The following is a 16333-nucleotide window of genomic DNA, read 5'->3' on the forward strand; positions in this document are numbered from 1 at the left end:
AAACAGCAGTCTGTAGTTTATATTTTCATGAATTAATGAAATATAATTATGCACAGAACCTCTGCTGGGATCAGTGGTAAATACGCAAGATCCGATAAAGATTACAACCAGCCGGATGGCCATGCTACTTCTTCAAGGCGCGTACAATATAGACAGAATATAGTCAGAAAGTGGGATAATCCCCCCCGCACTACCCCGGGGCGTAAGGAATTTTACCGTTCTTCTGGCGTATGCCCTTCTCAACATCTACAGAGCCGTTCAGTAAACCCTGCTCAAGATTTTAACGCCCCCATTAAACAGGAAATAATGGATGATCTGGTGAATAAATCGTATCGCTTCGGTCATCGCTATGATGGGAGAAATCACGGTCTGTATGCCAATTCAATTAAAAAATACACGTCAGCTGCTAAAAGACCGTTAAATCAAGCGGAACAAACCCAGCTGATACGTTTGCTGCAAAATTTTACAGTAACACGGAGTTGGAGTTGGCGAAGCCTGTCAACAACACTTCATGCATTGACTTCAGCGGGTGTTTTTACCCCTCATAGACCCATGGATGAGCGTGTTAAGCATACTCAAGCTGTCTTATTGTCAATGCTACTGGATACAATAATATTCAAGTGCAACCAAAAACCTGAAGCCAGGAATATTGGTGCCCAGGGAATCGCCAACCTGCTGTGGGCCATGGCGAAACTGGTGGACAACAGGCAGGAGCAAACACCAGAACTCAAAGAGGCCGTGGCCGTGCTGTTGCCTCACATGAATGCACAGAAAGACCACTTTATTCCTCAGCAAACCGCCAACCTGCTGTGGGCCATGGCGAAACTGGTGGACAAGGGCCTGCAACAGACACCAGGACTTAAAAAAGCTGTAGCCGCGCTGTTGCCCCACGTGTACGCAAATAAAGCCAACTTTACACCACAGGCAATTGCCAAACTGCTGTGGGCCATGGCGAAACTGGTGGAAAACGGAAAGTGGACACCAGGTCTTAAAGAAGCCGTGGCCACGCTGCTGCCCTACGTGAACCCACAGAAAGCCCAATTTGATCCTCAGCAAGTCGCCAACCTGCTGTGGGCCATGGCGAAGCTGGGGGAACTCGTTGAGCTGCACGTGGTTACCTCTACGTTCGAATCGTTGCTCTGCCGATTCAGTGACAACCCTCAGCTCTCTCAACAATTTATATTGATGTCTCTCTGGGGAGTAATGGTATGTTGTGCCAGATTGTCTCTGGCCCCCAATGCCAATAAAAATAACGTGCTTGAAAAGCACATGGATGACCTGTTTACTCGCCTGGAAAATACATCCCCGGACAATGAAAAGGATCAACGCATCATTGCCATGCATTGCCATGGCCGCCAGTTGGCTTGGGAGAGCGTGTCCGATCGTTCCCTATTACCAGACAACCATTTCAAAACCTCAAGCCGACTTTTGCGATCAACTCCAATCATGCATGCCCTCTTTGAAGATTGAACAAGAAAAAAGCCTGAACTCATTGCCTCCCGTTGACCTGCTACTGTCAGAACACAACATGGTTGTTGAAATTCAGGGGCCGTCTCATTACGTAAGTAATGATTTTAAAATCAGGAATGGTTCGACTTTGCTTAAAATAGCACTGCTGCAAAGATCAGGATTTGAGGTCATTGAAATCCCGGCTAACCAGCTTTGTAGCCAGAATTCAATGAAACTATGCATTGATCAAATAAAGACCAGGTTGGACATCCCGCCCCAGGGCATGGCTGTGCATCACCTGACATCGGATCGGTAGAGGAGACAAACGTTACCGCCGATAAAAAGTGGCAATCTTCAAGTCATTGTTACTTAGCCGTTGAAGAAAATTAAGAAAAGCAAACAGACAAACCAAAAAACAGAAAAGGAAAAGAAAAAAAAGGCACTAACCACTTCCCTTTCATCATGACTCCGGAACCGTGTACACATTCCGGCAAAATGAACTTCTGAACAGAACAGCAGTCTGTTTTTTATATTTTCATGAATTGATGAAATATAATTATGCATAGAACCTCTGCTGGTATCAGTGGTCAATACGCAAGATCCGATAAAAATTACAACCATCCGGATAACCATCCCAGATCTTCAAGGCATGGGCGATATAAACATGCCACAGTCAAACAATGGAATAATCCCCCACGCACTACCCAGGGGCGCAATGAATTTCACCATTCTTCTGGCGCACACACTTCTCAATATCTACAGAGCCGTTCAGTAAACCCTGTTCAAGATTTCAGTGCTCTCATCAAACAGGAAATAATGGATGGTTTGCTGAGTAAATCGGATCATTTCGGTCATCGCTATGATGGGAGAAATCACGGTCTGTATGCCAATTCAATTAAACGATACACATCAGCTGCCCAAAGACGGTTGAATCGAGCGGAACAAAGCCAGCTGATGCATTTTCTGCAAAATTTTACCGTAACACGGCGTTGGGGCTGGCGAAGCCTTACGACCACACTTCATGCATTGACTTCAGCGGGTGTTTTTACCCCTTATAAACCCGTGGATGAGCGTGTCAGGCACACTCAGGTTGCCTTATTGTCAACGCTACTTGATGCAATCATATTCAAGTGCAACCAACAACCTCAAGCCCGGGACATTGATGCCCGGGGAATCTCCAACCAGCTGTGGGCAATAGCAAAACTGGTGGACAACGGGCAGGAGCACACACCAGGGCTCAAAGAGGCCGTGGCCGCGCTGTTGCCACATGTGAATGCAAAGAAAGACCAATTTATTCCTCAGGGCATTGCCATCCTGCTGTGGGCCATGGCGAAACTGCTGGACTACGGGCAGGAGCAGACACCAGAGTTCAAAGAGGCCGTGGCCGCGCTGTTGCCCCACGTGAACGCACTGAAGGACCGATTGAAAGCTCAGGACATTGTCAACCTGCTGTGGGCCATGGCGAAACTTGTAGACCACGGGCAGGAGCGAACACCGGGGCTCAACAAGGCCGTGGCCACGTTATTGCCCCTTGTGCACGAACAGAAAGACCAACTTACTACTCAGGGAATCGCCAACCTGTTATGGGCCATGGCGAAACTGGTTGACAACGGACAGGAGCGAACACCAGGGCTCAACGAGGCCGTGGCCGCGCTGTTGCCCCACGTGATTACACAGAAAGTTCAATTTAATGCCAATGATATTGCCAGCCTGCTTTGGACCATGGCGAAACTGGTGGACAACGGGCAGGAAAAAACACCAGGGCTTAAAAAGGCTGTGGCCGCGCTGTTTCCCCAAGTGAGCACGCAGAAAAACCAATTTAATGCCCAGGGAATCGCCAATGTGCTGTGGGCCATGGCGAAACTGATGGACAACGTGCAGGAGCAAACACCAGGGCTCATAAAGGCCGTGACTGTGCTGTTGCCCCAAGTGAACGTACTGACAGCTAACTTTAACCCCCAGGAAATCACCAACCTGCTATGGGCCATGGCGAAACTGGTGGACTACGGGCAGGAGCGGACACGCGAGCTACATGGGGCCGTGGCTGCGCTGTTGCCCCGCGTGAACGCACAGAAAGCTAACTTTAAACCACAGGAAATCGCCAACCTGCTGTGGGCCATGGCGAAACTGGTGGACTACGGGCAGGAGCAGACACCAGAGTTCAAAGAGACCGTGGCCGCACTGTTGCCCCACGTGAACGCACAGAAGGACCAATTTAAAGCTCAGGGCAATGTCAACCTGCTGTGGGCCATGGCGAAACTGGTGGACAACGGAATGGAACGAACACAAGGGCTCATGGAGACCGTGGCCGAACTGCTACCCCACGTGAACAAACAGAAAGACCAATTTATTCCTCAGCATATTGCCAACCTGTTGTGGGCCATGGCAAAACTGGTGGACAACGGGCAGGAGTGGACACCAGAACTCAAAGAGGCCGTGGCCGCGCTTTTGCACCACGTGAACGCACCGAAAAACCAGTTTAATACCCAGGATATCGCCAACATGATTTGGGCCATGGCAAAACTGGTGGACAACGGAGAGTGGTTGCCAGAGCTTAGAGAAGCTATGTTCGTAGTGTTGCCCCACGTGCCCCCACAGAAACACCAATTTAATCCTCAGCATATCGCCAACATTCTGTGGGCCATGGCGAAACTGGGTGAACTCGTTGAGCTACACGTGGTTACCTCTACGTTCGAATCGCTGGTCTGCCGATTAAGTGACAACCTTCAGCTCTCTCAGCAAGATATATTTATGTCTCTCTGGGGCGTAATGGTATGCTGTGCCAGGCTGTCCCTGGACTCCAATGCTAATAAAAGTAACATGCTTGAAAAGCACATGGTTGACCTGTTTACTCGCCTGGAAAATACATCCCCGGACAATGAAAAGGATCAACGCATCATGGCCATGGCCGCCAGTTGGCTTGGGAGAGCGAGTCCGATCATCCCCCATTACCAGACAACCATTTCAAAACACCAAGCCGACTTCCGCGATCAACTCCAATCATGCATGCCCTCTTTGAAGATTGAAGAAGAAAAGTGTCTGAACTCATTGCCTCCCGTTGACCTGCTACTGCCAGATCACAACATGGTGATTGAAATTCAGGGACCGTATCATTACCTGAGTAATGATTTTAAAATCAGGAATGGTTCGACTCTGCTTAAAATTGCACTGCTGAAAAAATCAGGATTTGAGGTCATTGAAATCCCGGTTAACCAGCTCAGCAGCCTGAATTCAATAAAACTATGCATTAACCAAATAAAGGCCAGGGTGGACACCCCGCCACAGGGTCATGGCTGTGTATCACTTAACAGCGGATGGGCAGATGAGACAAACGTTACCGCCGATAAAGGGCAGCCATCCCCGGATCACTGTTATTTAACCGTCGAAGAAAATTCAGAAAAGCACACAGACAAACCAAAAAAAAGAAAAAGGAAAAGAAAAAAAAGGCACTAACCACTTCCCTTGCATCATGACTCCAGAACCGTGTTCACATTCCAGGAAAATGAACTTCTGAACAGCACAGCAGTCAGCCTTTTATATTTTCATGAATTGATGAAATATAATTATGCATAGACCCTCTGCTGGCATCAGTGGTCAATACGCAAGACCAGGTAATGATTACAGCCAACCGGAAAACCATGCCGCTTCTTCAAGGCCCGGGCGATATAGACATGCCACAGTCAGACAATGGGATAATCCTCCCCGCACGCCCTCCGGTCGTGATCAATTTTATAATTCTTCTGGCGCATGTCCTTCTCATTATCTACTATGCCGCTCAGTAAACCCTGCTCAAGAATTCAATGCCCTGATTAAACAGGAAATAATGGATGATCTGCTGAGTAAATCGAATCGTTTCGGTCACCGCTATGATGGGAGACATCACGGGAAATATGCCAGTTTAATTAAAAAATACTCGTTAGCTGCTAAAAGACCGTTAAATCAGGCTGAACAAAGCCAGCTGATTCAACTGCTGCAAAATTTTACCGCAACACGGAGTTGGAATTGGCGAAGCCTGACGACAACACTTCATTCATTGACTTCAGCGGGTGTTTTTACCCCTCATCAACCCATGGATGAGCGTGTCAAGCTTACTCAAGCAGCCTTATTATCAACGATACTTGATGCAATAATATTCAAGTGCAGCAAAAAACTTCAAGCCGGGGATATTGAAGCCCAGGAAATCACCAACATGCTCTGGGCCATGGCAAAACTGGTGGCCAACGGGCAGGAGCTAACACCAGAACTCAAAGAGGCCGTGGTTGCGCTGTTGCCCCACTTACACGCGGAGAAAGCTCACTTTATACCACAGGAAATCACCAACCTGCTGTGGGCAATGGCAAAACTGGTGGGCAGTGGGCAACAGTGGACGCCAGAGTTCAACGGGGCCGTGGCCGCGCTGTTGCCCCATGTGAACGCACAGAAAGCTAACTTTAAACCACAGGAAATCGCCAACCTGGTGTGGGCTATGGCGAAACTACTGTACAACAAGCCAGAGCAGACACCAGGGCTCAAAGAGGCCGTGGCCGCACTGTTGTCCCACGGGAACATACAGGAAGCTAACTTTAAACCACAGGAAATCGTCAATCTGCTGTGGGCCACAGCGAAACTGGTGCACAACGGGGAGTGGACACCAGAGCTTATAGAAGCGGTGGCCGCGCTGTTGCCCCACGTTAAAGCACAGAAAGACCAATTTCTTCCTCAGGGAATCGCCAACCTGCTGTGGGCCACAGCGAAACTGGTGGATAACGGGCAGAAGCAGACACCAGAGTTCAAAGAGGCTGTGGCTGTGCTGTTACCCCACGTGAGCGCACCGAAAGCTAACTTTAAACCACAGGAAATCGCCAACCTGCTGTGGGCCATGGCGAAACTGGTAAACAACGGACAGGAGCAGACACCCGAGCTCAACGAGGCCGTGACCGCGCTGTTATCCCACGTGAACATGGAGAAAGCTGACTTTAAACCACAGGAAATCGCCAACCTGTTGTGGGCCATGGCGAAACTGGTGGACAACGGGCAGCAGCAGACACCAGAACTCAAAGAGGCCGTGGCCGCGCTGTTGCCCCATGTAATCGCACAGAAAGCTGACTTTAAACCACAGGAAATCACCCACCTGCTGTGGGCCATGGCGAAGCTGGTGGGCAACGGGCAGGAACGGGCACCCGGACTCAACGAGGCTGTGGCCGCGTTGTTGCCCCACGTGAAAGCACAGAAAAACCAATTTAATGCCCATAGTATCGCCAACCTGCTGTGGGCCATGGCGAAAGTGACGGACAACGGGCAGGAGCAGACACCCGAGTTCAGAGAGACTCTGGTCGCGCTGTTGCCCCACGTGCTGGCACAGAAAGCTAACTTTAAACCACTGGAAGTCGCCAACCTGCTGTGGGCCATGGCAAAACTGGTGGACAACGGACAGGAGCAGACATCAGCGTTCAAAAAGGCAGTGGCCGCCCTGTTACCCCACGTGAAAGCACAGAAATACCAATTTTTTCCTCAGCAAATCACTATCCTGCTGTGGGCCATGGCGAAACTGGTGAACAACAGGCAGAAGCAGACACCAGCGTTCAAAGAGGCCGTGGTTGCGCTGTTGCCCCTCGTGAACGCACAGAAAGGCCAATTTAATGCCCAGCATATTGCCAACCTGTTGTGGGCCATTGCGAAACTGGTGGACAACGGGCAGGAGTGGACACCAGAGTTCAAAGAGGCCGTGGCCGCGCTGTTGCCCCACGTGAACGCACAGAAAGGCCAGTTTAGTACCCAGGGTATCACCAACATGCTGTGGGCCATGGTGAAACTGATGGACAGCGGGCAGGAGCAGACACCAGAGATGAAAGAGGCCGTGGCCGCGCTGTTACCCCATGTGAACGCACAGAAAGACCAATTTAATACCCAGGGTATCGCCAACCTGTTGTGGGCCATGGCGAGCCTGGGTGAGTTCGTTGAACTGAACGTGGTTACATTTATGTTCGAATCGCTTGTCTACCGAATCAGTGAAAACCCTCAGTTTTCTCAACAAGAGATATTGATGTCTCTCTGGGGAGTAATGGTGTGCTGTGCGAGGTTGTCTCTAGACTCCAATACCAATAAAAATAACGTGCTTGAAAAACACATGGATGAACTTTTTTCTCGCCTGAAAAATACATCCCCGGACAATGAAGAGGATCAACGCATCATTGCCATGGCCGCAAGCTGGCTTGGTAAAGCCTGCCCGGTCGTCCCCCATTACCGGACAAATATTTCAAAACCTCAAGCCGACTTTCGCAATCAACTCCAATTATGCATGCCATCTTTGAAGATTGAAGAGGAAAAGAGCCTGAACTCATTATCGCCGGTTGACCTGCTACTGCCAGATCACAACATTGTTATTGAAATTCAGGGACCGACTCATTACGTGAGTAGTGATTTCAAAACCAGGAAGGGTTCGACTCTGCTTAAAATTGCACTGCTGAAAAAAGCAGGATTTGAAGTCATTGAAGTTCCGACTAACACGCTTTGTAACCGGGATTTATTAAAGCCCTGTATTGATCAAATAAAGACCAGGGTCAACATCTTGTTACAGAGGTAAGTAGTTGACCAAATAGAATCGTTACTCAATCGTCAAACAACATTCAGAAGAGCAAACAGACAAACCAGAATACAGGTAGACACTGTTTGTCTCGCTCCGAATGATTTTCAAGTAGATGGATTGAACTAATGACCAGTACTTCGATCTTAATAAGTAAGCACAGGCTCAAGCTGAATAAACTGTTTGATCTTATTGATGACTCATCAACAAGGAGAAATGTAATGATTAGAAGTATGGTCACTGATAATTTACAGGCTCCGACGACACAACAGGGATTTACCAGAGAAACTCTCCCTGACCAACCTGATCATGTCGGGCAAAAACTTAACATCGCCCCACAATTGACAACCGACGGCGATGGAATTCAGGAACAACATCCCGCCAGTCTTTCCAACCGAACCATTACTGGCTTGAACCCTCATTCTGCGTCGTCACCTGAAATTTACTGGGTAGCAGCCCACATGGATAATAATCCCCGGCGCAATTGTTGTGTGAGCTATGCCAATGTATCGGATACGGCTCAACCGAAAACTGTCCGGATTGGCAACCAGCAACTGATGACACTGGATGCTTCGCAAGCATTTGTTGATTGGGCTCTAGAGGAATACAAAAGCCATATAGAATTCCATAACTTCAGCTTCCTGGTTGATTTTTTAAGCAAAAACAGCGACATCGAATACATTGTTGATATTGGCTGTGGTTTCGGAGCAATATCCCTGTTAATGCAAAACTATCTCAAAGAGCTGTACCCCCGGATCAAAGTAGTTCCTGTAGATATCAAAAATGCTTACGCTAATTGCGATGGAACTTTTTGTGACGATCCACAGCCCATTAACATAATTCCGGCTCAGGAAATTGCTGGCGCTAATCCTGCAACCACTTTATTTACCGCGATACACGCTTTTACCGGCTTGCCTTCGGAAGAAATGCAACTTTGCAAAGAGATTGCCCAGGGGCAAACTGAGTTTTATCTCACCACACTCATAAAAAACAACCCTGGTTGTTTTGTCCTGATCACCGAAGACCCGGACGTATCCTCACCCCAGCAATATATTCCCCCGGAGCTGGTGTACACCAAACATTACCACGCGCTCGCGCAGAGCTCTACGCTGGAGGAGCTTGAGACACAACCCCTTCGCCAGGCAAAAGCCGCAGAAATGAACGCAGAAAACGCTGATATCTACCGGTTAAACCAGTTGCTGGCAAAACTTCCTGCACAGCGGGATCATTATCTATCTTTGACCTCCATAAATACAGAATATCGTCAACAGGAAATTGGTTTAGTACCTTGGCAATACACGCCGGATTATATCTTCAATTGTTCTCTTAAAAGCATGACACTGAACGAGAGGATTAAATCCTTCGATAACATCAAATATGAGGTCGCAAAACATAACCTGGAGCTAAATTGCTGGCATGTCTATCGCCACGATACGGATGGTTCAGAAGCTTCCCGGTGAATCTGGACAGCCACCAAGACACACTCGGCTGATGGTCGGACTCTGCATTACTCAAACACGCTTTTATAGATATTTCAGTAAAATGAACTTCTGAACAGAACAGCAGTCTGCTTTTTATATTTTCATGAATTGATGAAATATAATTATGTATAGAACCTCTGCTGGCATCAGTGGTCAATACGCAGGGCCGGGTAATGATTATAACCAACCGGAAAACTGTACCACTTCTTCAAGGTCCGGGCGGTATAGACATGCCACCGTCAAACAATGGCATAATTCCACCCGCACTACCCCCGGGCGTAATGAATGTTATCATTCTGCTGGCGCATCTTCTTCTCATTATCTACTGCACCGTTCAGTAAACCCTGCTCAGAATTTTAATGCCCTAATCAACCACGAAATAATGGCTGGTCTGGTGAGTAAATCGAATCGTTTCGGTGATCGCTATAATGGGAGACCTCACAGCCAATATGCCAATTCAATTAAAAAATACACGTCAGTTTCTAAAAGGCCGTTAAATCGGGCTGAACAAAGCCAGTTAATAAATTTTCTGCAAACATTTACCGCAACACGACGTTGGCATTGGCGAAGTCTGACGACAACACTTCATTCATTTACTTCAGCGGGTGTATTTACCCCTCATAGCCCCGTGGATAGGCGTGTTCAGCTCACTCAAACGACCTTATTGTCCACGCTACTGGATGCAATCATATTCAAGTGCAACCAAAAACCCGAAGTCAGGGATATAGATTCCCAGGGAATCGCTAACCTGCTGTGGGCCATGGCGAAACTGGTGGACAACGGGCCGGAGTGGACACCAGAGTTCCAAGAGGCCATGGCCGCACTGTTACCCCATGTAATCGCACAGAGAAAGCAATTTAATGCCCAGGGTATCGCCAACCTGCTGTGGGCCATGGCGAAACTGGTGGACAACGGGCAGGAGCGGACACCCGAGTTCAATGAGGCCGTGGCCGCGCTGTTGCCTCAAGTGAACCCAAAGAAAGACCAATTTGATCCTCAGCATATCGCCAGCCTGCTGTGGGCATGGCGAAACTGGTGGATAACGGACATGAACAGACACCGGGGCTTAAAAAGGCTGTGGCCGCGCTGCTGCCCCACGTGAACGCACATAAAAACCAATTTAATGACCAGGGAATCGCCAACTTGCTGTGGGCCGTGGCGAAACTGGTGGAGAACGGGCAGGAGCAGACACCGGGGCTTAAAAAAGCTGTGGCCGCGCTGCTGCCCCACGTGAACGCAAAGAAAGATCAATTTATACCTCAACATTTCACCATCCTGTTGTGGGCCATGGCGAAACTGGTGGACAACCTGCAGGAGCAGATGCCAGAGTTCAACAAGACTGTGGTCGGTCTGCTGCCTTACGTGAACGCAAGGAAAGACCAATTTATACCACAGCAAATCGTCAACCTGCTGTGGGCCGTGGCGAAACTGGTGGACAACGGACAGGAGCAGACACCGGGGCTTAAAAAAGCTGTGGCCACGCTGTTGCCCAACGTGAACGCACAGACCGACCAGTTTAATGCCCAGGGAATCTCCAACCTGCTGTGGGCCATGGCAAAACTGGTGGACAACGGGCAGGAGCAGACACCAGAACTCAACCAGGCCGTGGCCGCGCTTTTGCCCTGCGTGAAAGTACAGAAAGATCAATTTATACCTCAGCAAACCACCAACCTGCTATGGGCCATGGCGAAACTGGCGGACAACGGGCACGAGCAGACACCAGAGTTCAACAAAACCCTGGCTGCGCTGTTGACCTGCGTGATCGTACAAAAAGCTAATTTCAAACCACAGGGTATCGCCAACCTGCTCTGGGCCATGGCGAAACTGGTGGACAGTGGACAAGACCGGACACCAAAGCTGAACAAGGCCGTAGCCGCGTTGTTGCTCCCCGTGAAGACACTGAAAGACCAATTTATTCCTCAACATATCGCCAACCTGCTCTGGGCCATGGCGAAACTGGTGGACAGTGGACAAAACCGGACACCAAAGCTGAACGAGGCCGTAGCCGCGCTGTTGCTCCCCGTGAAGACACTGAAAGACCAATTTATTCCTCAACATATCGCCAACCTGCTCTGGGCCATGGCGAAACTGGTGGACAAAGGCCAGAAGCGGACACCAGAGTTTGACGAGGCCGTGGCCGCGCTGTTGCACCGGGTGAACACACAGAAAGCTGACTTTAAACCACAGGAAATCGCCAACCTGTTTTGGGTCATGGCAAAACTGACGGACAGCGGACAGAGGCGAACTCCAGAGTTCAACAAGACTGTGGCCACGTTATTGCCCCATGTGAGCGCTCAGAAAGCTAACTTCAAAGCACAGGAAATCGCCAACCTGCTGTGGGCCATGGCGAAACTGGTAGACAACGGGCAGGAGCGGACACCAGCGCTCAACGGGGCCATTGCCACGCTATTGCCGCAGGTAAACGCACATAAAGACCCATTTATTCCTCAGGGTATCGCCAACCTGCTGTGGGCCATGGCGAAACTGGTGGACAACGGGCAGGAACAGACATCAGGGCTCAAAGAGGCGGTAGCCGTGCTGTTGCCCCGCGTGAGCGCACAGCAGGCTAACTTTAAACCACAAGGTATTGCCAACCTGCTGATGGCCATGGCGAAACTGGGTAATCTCGTTGAGCTGAACGTGCTTACCTCTACGTTCGAATCGCTTGTCCGCCGAATCAGTGACAACCCTCAGTTCTCACAGCAAGAGATATCGATGTCTCTCTGGGGTGTAATGGTCTGCTGTGCCCGGTTGTATCTGACCTCCAATACCTATAAAAATAACGTGCTTGAACAGCACATGGATCACCTGTTTACTCGCCTGGAAAATACACCCACAGACAATGAAGAGGATCTATCCATCATTGCCATGGCCGCAAGTTGGCTTGGGAGAGCGTGTCCGGTCACCCCTCATTACCAGACAACCATGTCAAAACCTCAAACCGACTTCCGCGATCAACTCCAATCATGCATTCCCTCTTTGAAGATTGAAGAAGAAAAGAGTCTGAACTCTTTACCGCCGGTTGACCTGATTCTGCCGGATCACAACATCGTTATTGAAGTTCAGGGACAGTTTCATTACGTGAGTGATGATTTCAAAACCAGAAATGGTGCGACTATGCTGAAAATCGCACTGCTGCAAAAGGCAGGATTTGAGGTTATTGAAATCCCGGCTAACACAATTTGGAAACCGGATTTAATGAAACCATACATTGATCAAATAAGAACCAGGGTAGACGTCCCGCTCAAGGGACAGGGCACTGTATCACTTAACAGCGAGGGAGACAGATTGGGCTAACATGACTGCCGATAAAAGATGGCAACTCTCAGATCACAGTTATTTAACTGCCTGAGAATATTTAGAGGAGCAAACAGACAAACCAAAATACAGGTTGTAACTGTTTCTCTCGGATGATTTGCAAGTAGATGGTTTCCCCACTCGTTTACGTTCATAGGCCATTTCAACAAAATGAACTTCTGAACAGAACAGCAGTCTGTTGTTTATATTTTCATGAATCAATGAAATATAATTATGGATAGAAGCTCTGCTGGTATCAGTGGTAAATACGCAAGATCAGCTAATGGTTATAACCGCCCGGATGACCAGGCCTCTTCTTCAAGGCGTGGGCGATATAAACATTCTGCAGTCAGACCGTGGGATAACCCCCGCCCCACTACTCCGGGGAGTAATAAATTTTACCGTGCTTCTGGCGCACGCTCTTCTCAATATCTACAGAGCCGTTCAGTAAACCCTGCCCAAGATTTTAATGCCCTTATCAAACAGGAAATAATGGCTGGTCTGGTGAGTAAATCGGCTCGCTTCGGCCATCGCTATGATGGGAGAGATCATGGTTACTATGCCAGTTCAATTAAAAAATACACGTCAGCAGCTAAACGACCGTTAAATCCAGCGGAACAAAGCCAGCTGATTCGTTTGCTGCAAAATTTTACCGTAACGCGCAGCTGGAATTGGCTAAGCCTGACGACAACAATTCATTCATTGACTTCAGCGGGTGTTTTTACCCCTCATAACCCAATGAATGAGCATGTTCAGCTCACTCAAACGGCCTTATTGTCCTCTCTACTGGATGCCATAATATTCAAGTGCAATCAAATGCCTCAAGCCAGGGAAATTGATGCCCGAGGTATCGCCAACCTGTTGTGGGCCATGGCGAAACTGGTGGGCAACGGGCAGGCTTGGATACCAGAGTTCAACGAGGCCGTAGCCACACTGTTACCCTGGATGAGCGCACAGAAAGACCAATTTATTCCTCAGCATATTGCCAACCTGTTCTGGGCCCTGGCAAAACTGGTGGACAACGGGCAGGAACAGACACCAGAGTTCAAAGCGGCCCTTGCTTCGCTGTTGCCCTGTTTGAACGCACAGAAAAACCAATTTACTGGCCAGAATATTACGAACATTCTGTGGGCCATGGCGAAACTGGTGGACAACGGACTGGAGCGAATACCAGAGCTCAACAAGGCCCTGGCCGCCCTGCTGCCCTGCGTGAACGCTCAGAAAAACCAATTTATTCCTCAACATATCGCCAACCTGCTGTGGGCCATAGCAAAACTTGTGGACAACAAGCAGGGGCTGACACCAGAGTTAAAAGAGGCCGTGGTTGCGCTGTTGCCCAATGTAAATGCACAGAAAGCCAACTTTAAACGACAGGAAATCGCCAATCTGCTGTGGGCCATGGCAAAACTGGTGGACAACGGGCAGGAGCAAACACGAGAGCTCAAAAGGGCCGTGGCCGCGGTGTTGTCTCAGGTGAACGCACAGAAAGCTAACTTCAATCTGCAGGAAATCACCAACCTTCTGTGGGCCATGGCGAAACTGGTGGACAACGGGCAGGAACGGACACCTCGACTGAAAGAGGCCATAGCTGCGCTGTTGCCCAACGTGAACAGACACAAAGACCAATTTTTTCCGCGGGGAGTCGCCAACTTGCTCTGGGCCATTGCAAAACTGGTGGACAACAGCCAGGAGCAGACACCAGCTTTCAACAAGGCCGTGTCCGCGCTGTTGCCCTGTGTGAACACGCAGAAAGGCCAATTTAATCCGCAGGATATCGCCAACCTACTGTGGGCCATGGCGAAACTGGTGGAGAAAAGGCAGGAGCAAATACCGGGGCTGAAAGAGGCTCTGGTCGCTCTGTGGCCCTGCGTAAACGCTCAGAAAGCTAACTTTAAACCACAGGGTATCGCCAACCTGCTGTGGGCCATGGCGAAACTGGTGGACAACGGGCAAGAGCAGGTACCAGGGCTCAAAGAGGCTGTAGCCACAATATTGCCACATGTGAACGCACAGAAAGCCAACCTTACCCCACAGCAAATCAGCAACCTGCTGTGGGCCATGGCGAAACTGGTGGACAACGGACAGGAGCGAACACAAGGGCTTAAAGACGCCGTGGCCACGCTGTTGCCTCATTTGAACGCACAGAAAGAACAATTTAATGCGCAAGGCATCGTCAATCTGCTGTGGGCCGTGGCGAAACTGGTTGAGCATGGACAGGAGCGAACATCCGAACTCAACGAGGGTGTGGCCGCGCTGTTTCCCCGCGTGAACGCACTGAAAGACCAATTTATTCCTCAGCATATCGCCAACCTGCTGTGGGCCATGGCAAAACTGGTGGACAACGGGCAGGAGCAGACACCAGAGTTCAAAGAGCCAGTGGTTGCCCTGTTGCTCCACGTAATTGCACAGAAAGCTGACTTTAAACCACAGGAAATCACCAACCTGCTGTGGGCCATCGTAAAACTGGTGGACAACGGGCAGGAGTGGACACCAGCGTTCAAAGAAGCTGTGGCCGCGCTGTTGCCCCTGGTAAACAGACAGAAAGCTAACTTTAAACCACCGGAAATCACCATCCTGGTGTGTGCCATGGCGAAACTGGTGGACAGCGGGCAGGGGTGGATACCAGAGCTCAACGAGTCCCTGGCGGCGCTGCTGCCCCACGTGAACGCACAGAAAGACCAGTTTAATGCCCAGAGTATTGCCAACCTGCTGTGGGCCATGGTGAAACTGGTGGATAACAGGCAGGAGCAGACGCCAGATCTTATAGAGACCGTGGCCGCACTGTTGCCCAGCGCGATTGCACAGAAAGCTAACTTTAAACCACTGGAAATCGCCAATCTGCTGTGGGCCCTGGCGAAACTGGGTGAACTGATTAACCTGAACACAGTTTCCTCTATGTTTGAATCGCTGGTCTACCGCATCAGCGACAACCCTCAACTCTCTCAGCGAGCGATATTGATGTCACTCTGGGGAGTAATGGTTTGCTGTGCCAGGTTGTCTCTGATCTCCACTGCCAATAAAAATAACGTGCTTGAACAGCACATGGATGACCTGTTTACTCGCCTGGAAAATGCCACCCCAGACAATGATGAGGATCTATCCATCATTGCCATGGCGGCAAGTTGGCTTGGGAGAGAGTGTCCGGTCGTTCCCCATTACCAGACCACCATGTCAACACCTCAAACTAACTTCTGCGGTCAGCTCCAATCACACATTCCCTCCTTGAAGATCGTACAAGAAAAGAGCCTGAACCTATTACCGCCGGTTGACCTGCTACTGCCAGATCTCAACATGGTTATTGAAATTCAGGGACCGACTCATTACGTGAATGGTGATTTCACAACCAGGAATGGTTCGACTCTGCTGAAAATCGCACTGCTGCAAAAAGCAGGATTTGAGGTCATTGAAATCCCGGTTAACCAGCTTTGGAACCGGAATTTAATCAAACTATGTGTTGATCACATAAAGACCAGGATAGACATTTTCAATAAAATGAACTTCTGAACAGCAGAGCAGTCTGTTTTTTATATTCTCATGAATTAAT

Annotated in this window: 8 protein-coding genes; all 8 read left to right on the top strand. The window is 49.4% G+C overall.

Annotated features, from left to right (window positions below; translation table 11 throughout):
• Window positions 1-48 precede the first annotated feature (48 nt).
• The 8 genes from ACO6VE_RS00945 (at window position 49) to ACO6VE_RS00980 (ending at window position 16293) form a co-directional block, all read left to right on the top strand.
• Entirely contained in the window at window positions 49-1470 is a 1422-nt protein-coding gene (locus ACO6VE_RS00945) for a hypothetical protein (RefSeq protein ID WP_422459222.1), read from the top strand.
• Entirely contained in the window at window positions 1460-1765 is a 306-nt protein-coding gene (locus tag ACO6VE_RS00950) for an RAP domain-containing protein (protein WP_422459224.1), read from the top strand. The genes ACO6VE_RS00945 and ACO6VE_RS00950 overlap by 11 nt, the downstream gene beginning before the upstream one ends.
• 242 nt (window positions 1766-2007) lie before the next feature.
• On the top strand, window positions 2008-4902 hold the full coding sequence (locus ACO6VE_RS00955) for a DUF1601 domain-containing protein (RefSeq protein ID WP_422459226.1): 2895 nt from the start codon (window positions 2008-2010) through the stop codon (window positions 4900-4902).
• 112 nt (window positions 4903-5014) lie between these two features.
• Window positions 5015-8011: a DUF1601 domain-containing protein gene (locus ACO6VE_RS00960; RefSeq protein ID WP_422459228.1), complete on the top strand. Its 2997-nt coding sequence runs from the start codon at window positions 5015-5017 to the stop codon at window positions 8009-8011.
• A 221-nt stretch (window positions 8012-8232) separates the two neighbouring features.
• Window positions 8233-9471 (top strand): hypothetical protein, encoded by a 1239-nt coding sequence (locus tag ACO6VE_RS00965; protein ID WP_422459230.1) that lies wholly within the window; start codon window positions 8233-8235, stop codon window positions 9469-9471.
• Window positions 9472-9616: 145 nt separating this feature from the next.
• Entirely contained in the window at window positions 9617-10594 is a 978-nt protein-coding gene (locus tag ACO6VE_RS00970) for a hypothetical protein (protein ID WP_422459232.1), read from the top strand.
• On the top strand, window positions 10516-12789 hold the full coding sequence (locus ACO6VE_RS00975; RefSeq protein WP_422459234.1) for a DUF1601 domain-containing protein: 2274 nt from the start codon (window positions 10516-10518) through the stop codon (window positions 12787-12789). Before ACO6VE_RS00970 ends, ACO6VE_RS00975 begins: the two co-directional genes overlap by 79 nt.
• Before the next feature lie 234 nt (window positions 12790-13023).
• Window positions 13024-16293: a DUF1601 domain-containing protein gene (locus ACO6VE_RS00980; protein ID WP_422459236.1), complete on the top strand. Its 3270-nt coding sequence runs from the start codon at window positions 13024-13026 to the stop codon at window positions 16291-16293.
• Window positions 16294-16333: the final 40 nt, after the last annotated feature.

The sequence above is a fragment of the Endozoicomonas sp. ALB115 genome, assembly GCF_049310245.1.
Taxonomy (GTDB): Bacteria; Pseudomonadota; Gammaproteobacteria; order Pseudomonadales; family Endozoicomonadaceae; genus Endozoicomonas.

Bases quoted from the DNA above. Each gene is read 5' to 3' on its own strand.
- ACO6VE_RS00945 (WP_422459222.1), top strand. From the start codon at position 49: ATGCACAGAACCTCTGCTGGGATCAGTGGTAAATACGCAAGATCCGAT.
- ACO6VE_RS00955 (WP_422459226.1), top strand. From the start codon at position 2,008: ATGCATAGAACCTCTGCTGGTATCAGTGGTCAATACGCAAGATCCGAT.
- ACO6VE_RS00960 (WP_422459228.1), top strand. From the start codon at position 5,015: ATGCATAGACCCTCTGCTGGCATCAGTGGTCAATACGCAAGACCAGGT.
- ACO6VE_RS00965 (WP_422459230.1), top strand. From the start codon at position 8,233: ATGATTAGAAGTATGGTCACTGATAATTTACAGGCTCCGACGACACAA.
- ACO6VE_RS00970 (WP_422459232.1), top strand. From the start codon at position 9,617: ATGTATAGAACCTCTGCTGGCATCAGTGGTCAATACGCAGGGCCGGGT.
- ACO6VE_RS00975 (WP_422459234.1), top strand. From the start codon at position 10,516: ATGGCGAAACTGGTGGATAACGGACATGAACAGACACCGGGGCTTAAA.
- ACO6VE_RS00980 (WP_422459236.1), top strand. From the start codon at position 13,024: ATGGATAGAAGCTCTGCTGGTATCAGTGGTAAATACGCAAGATCAGCT.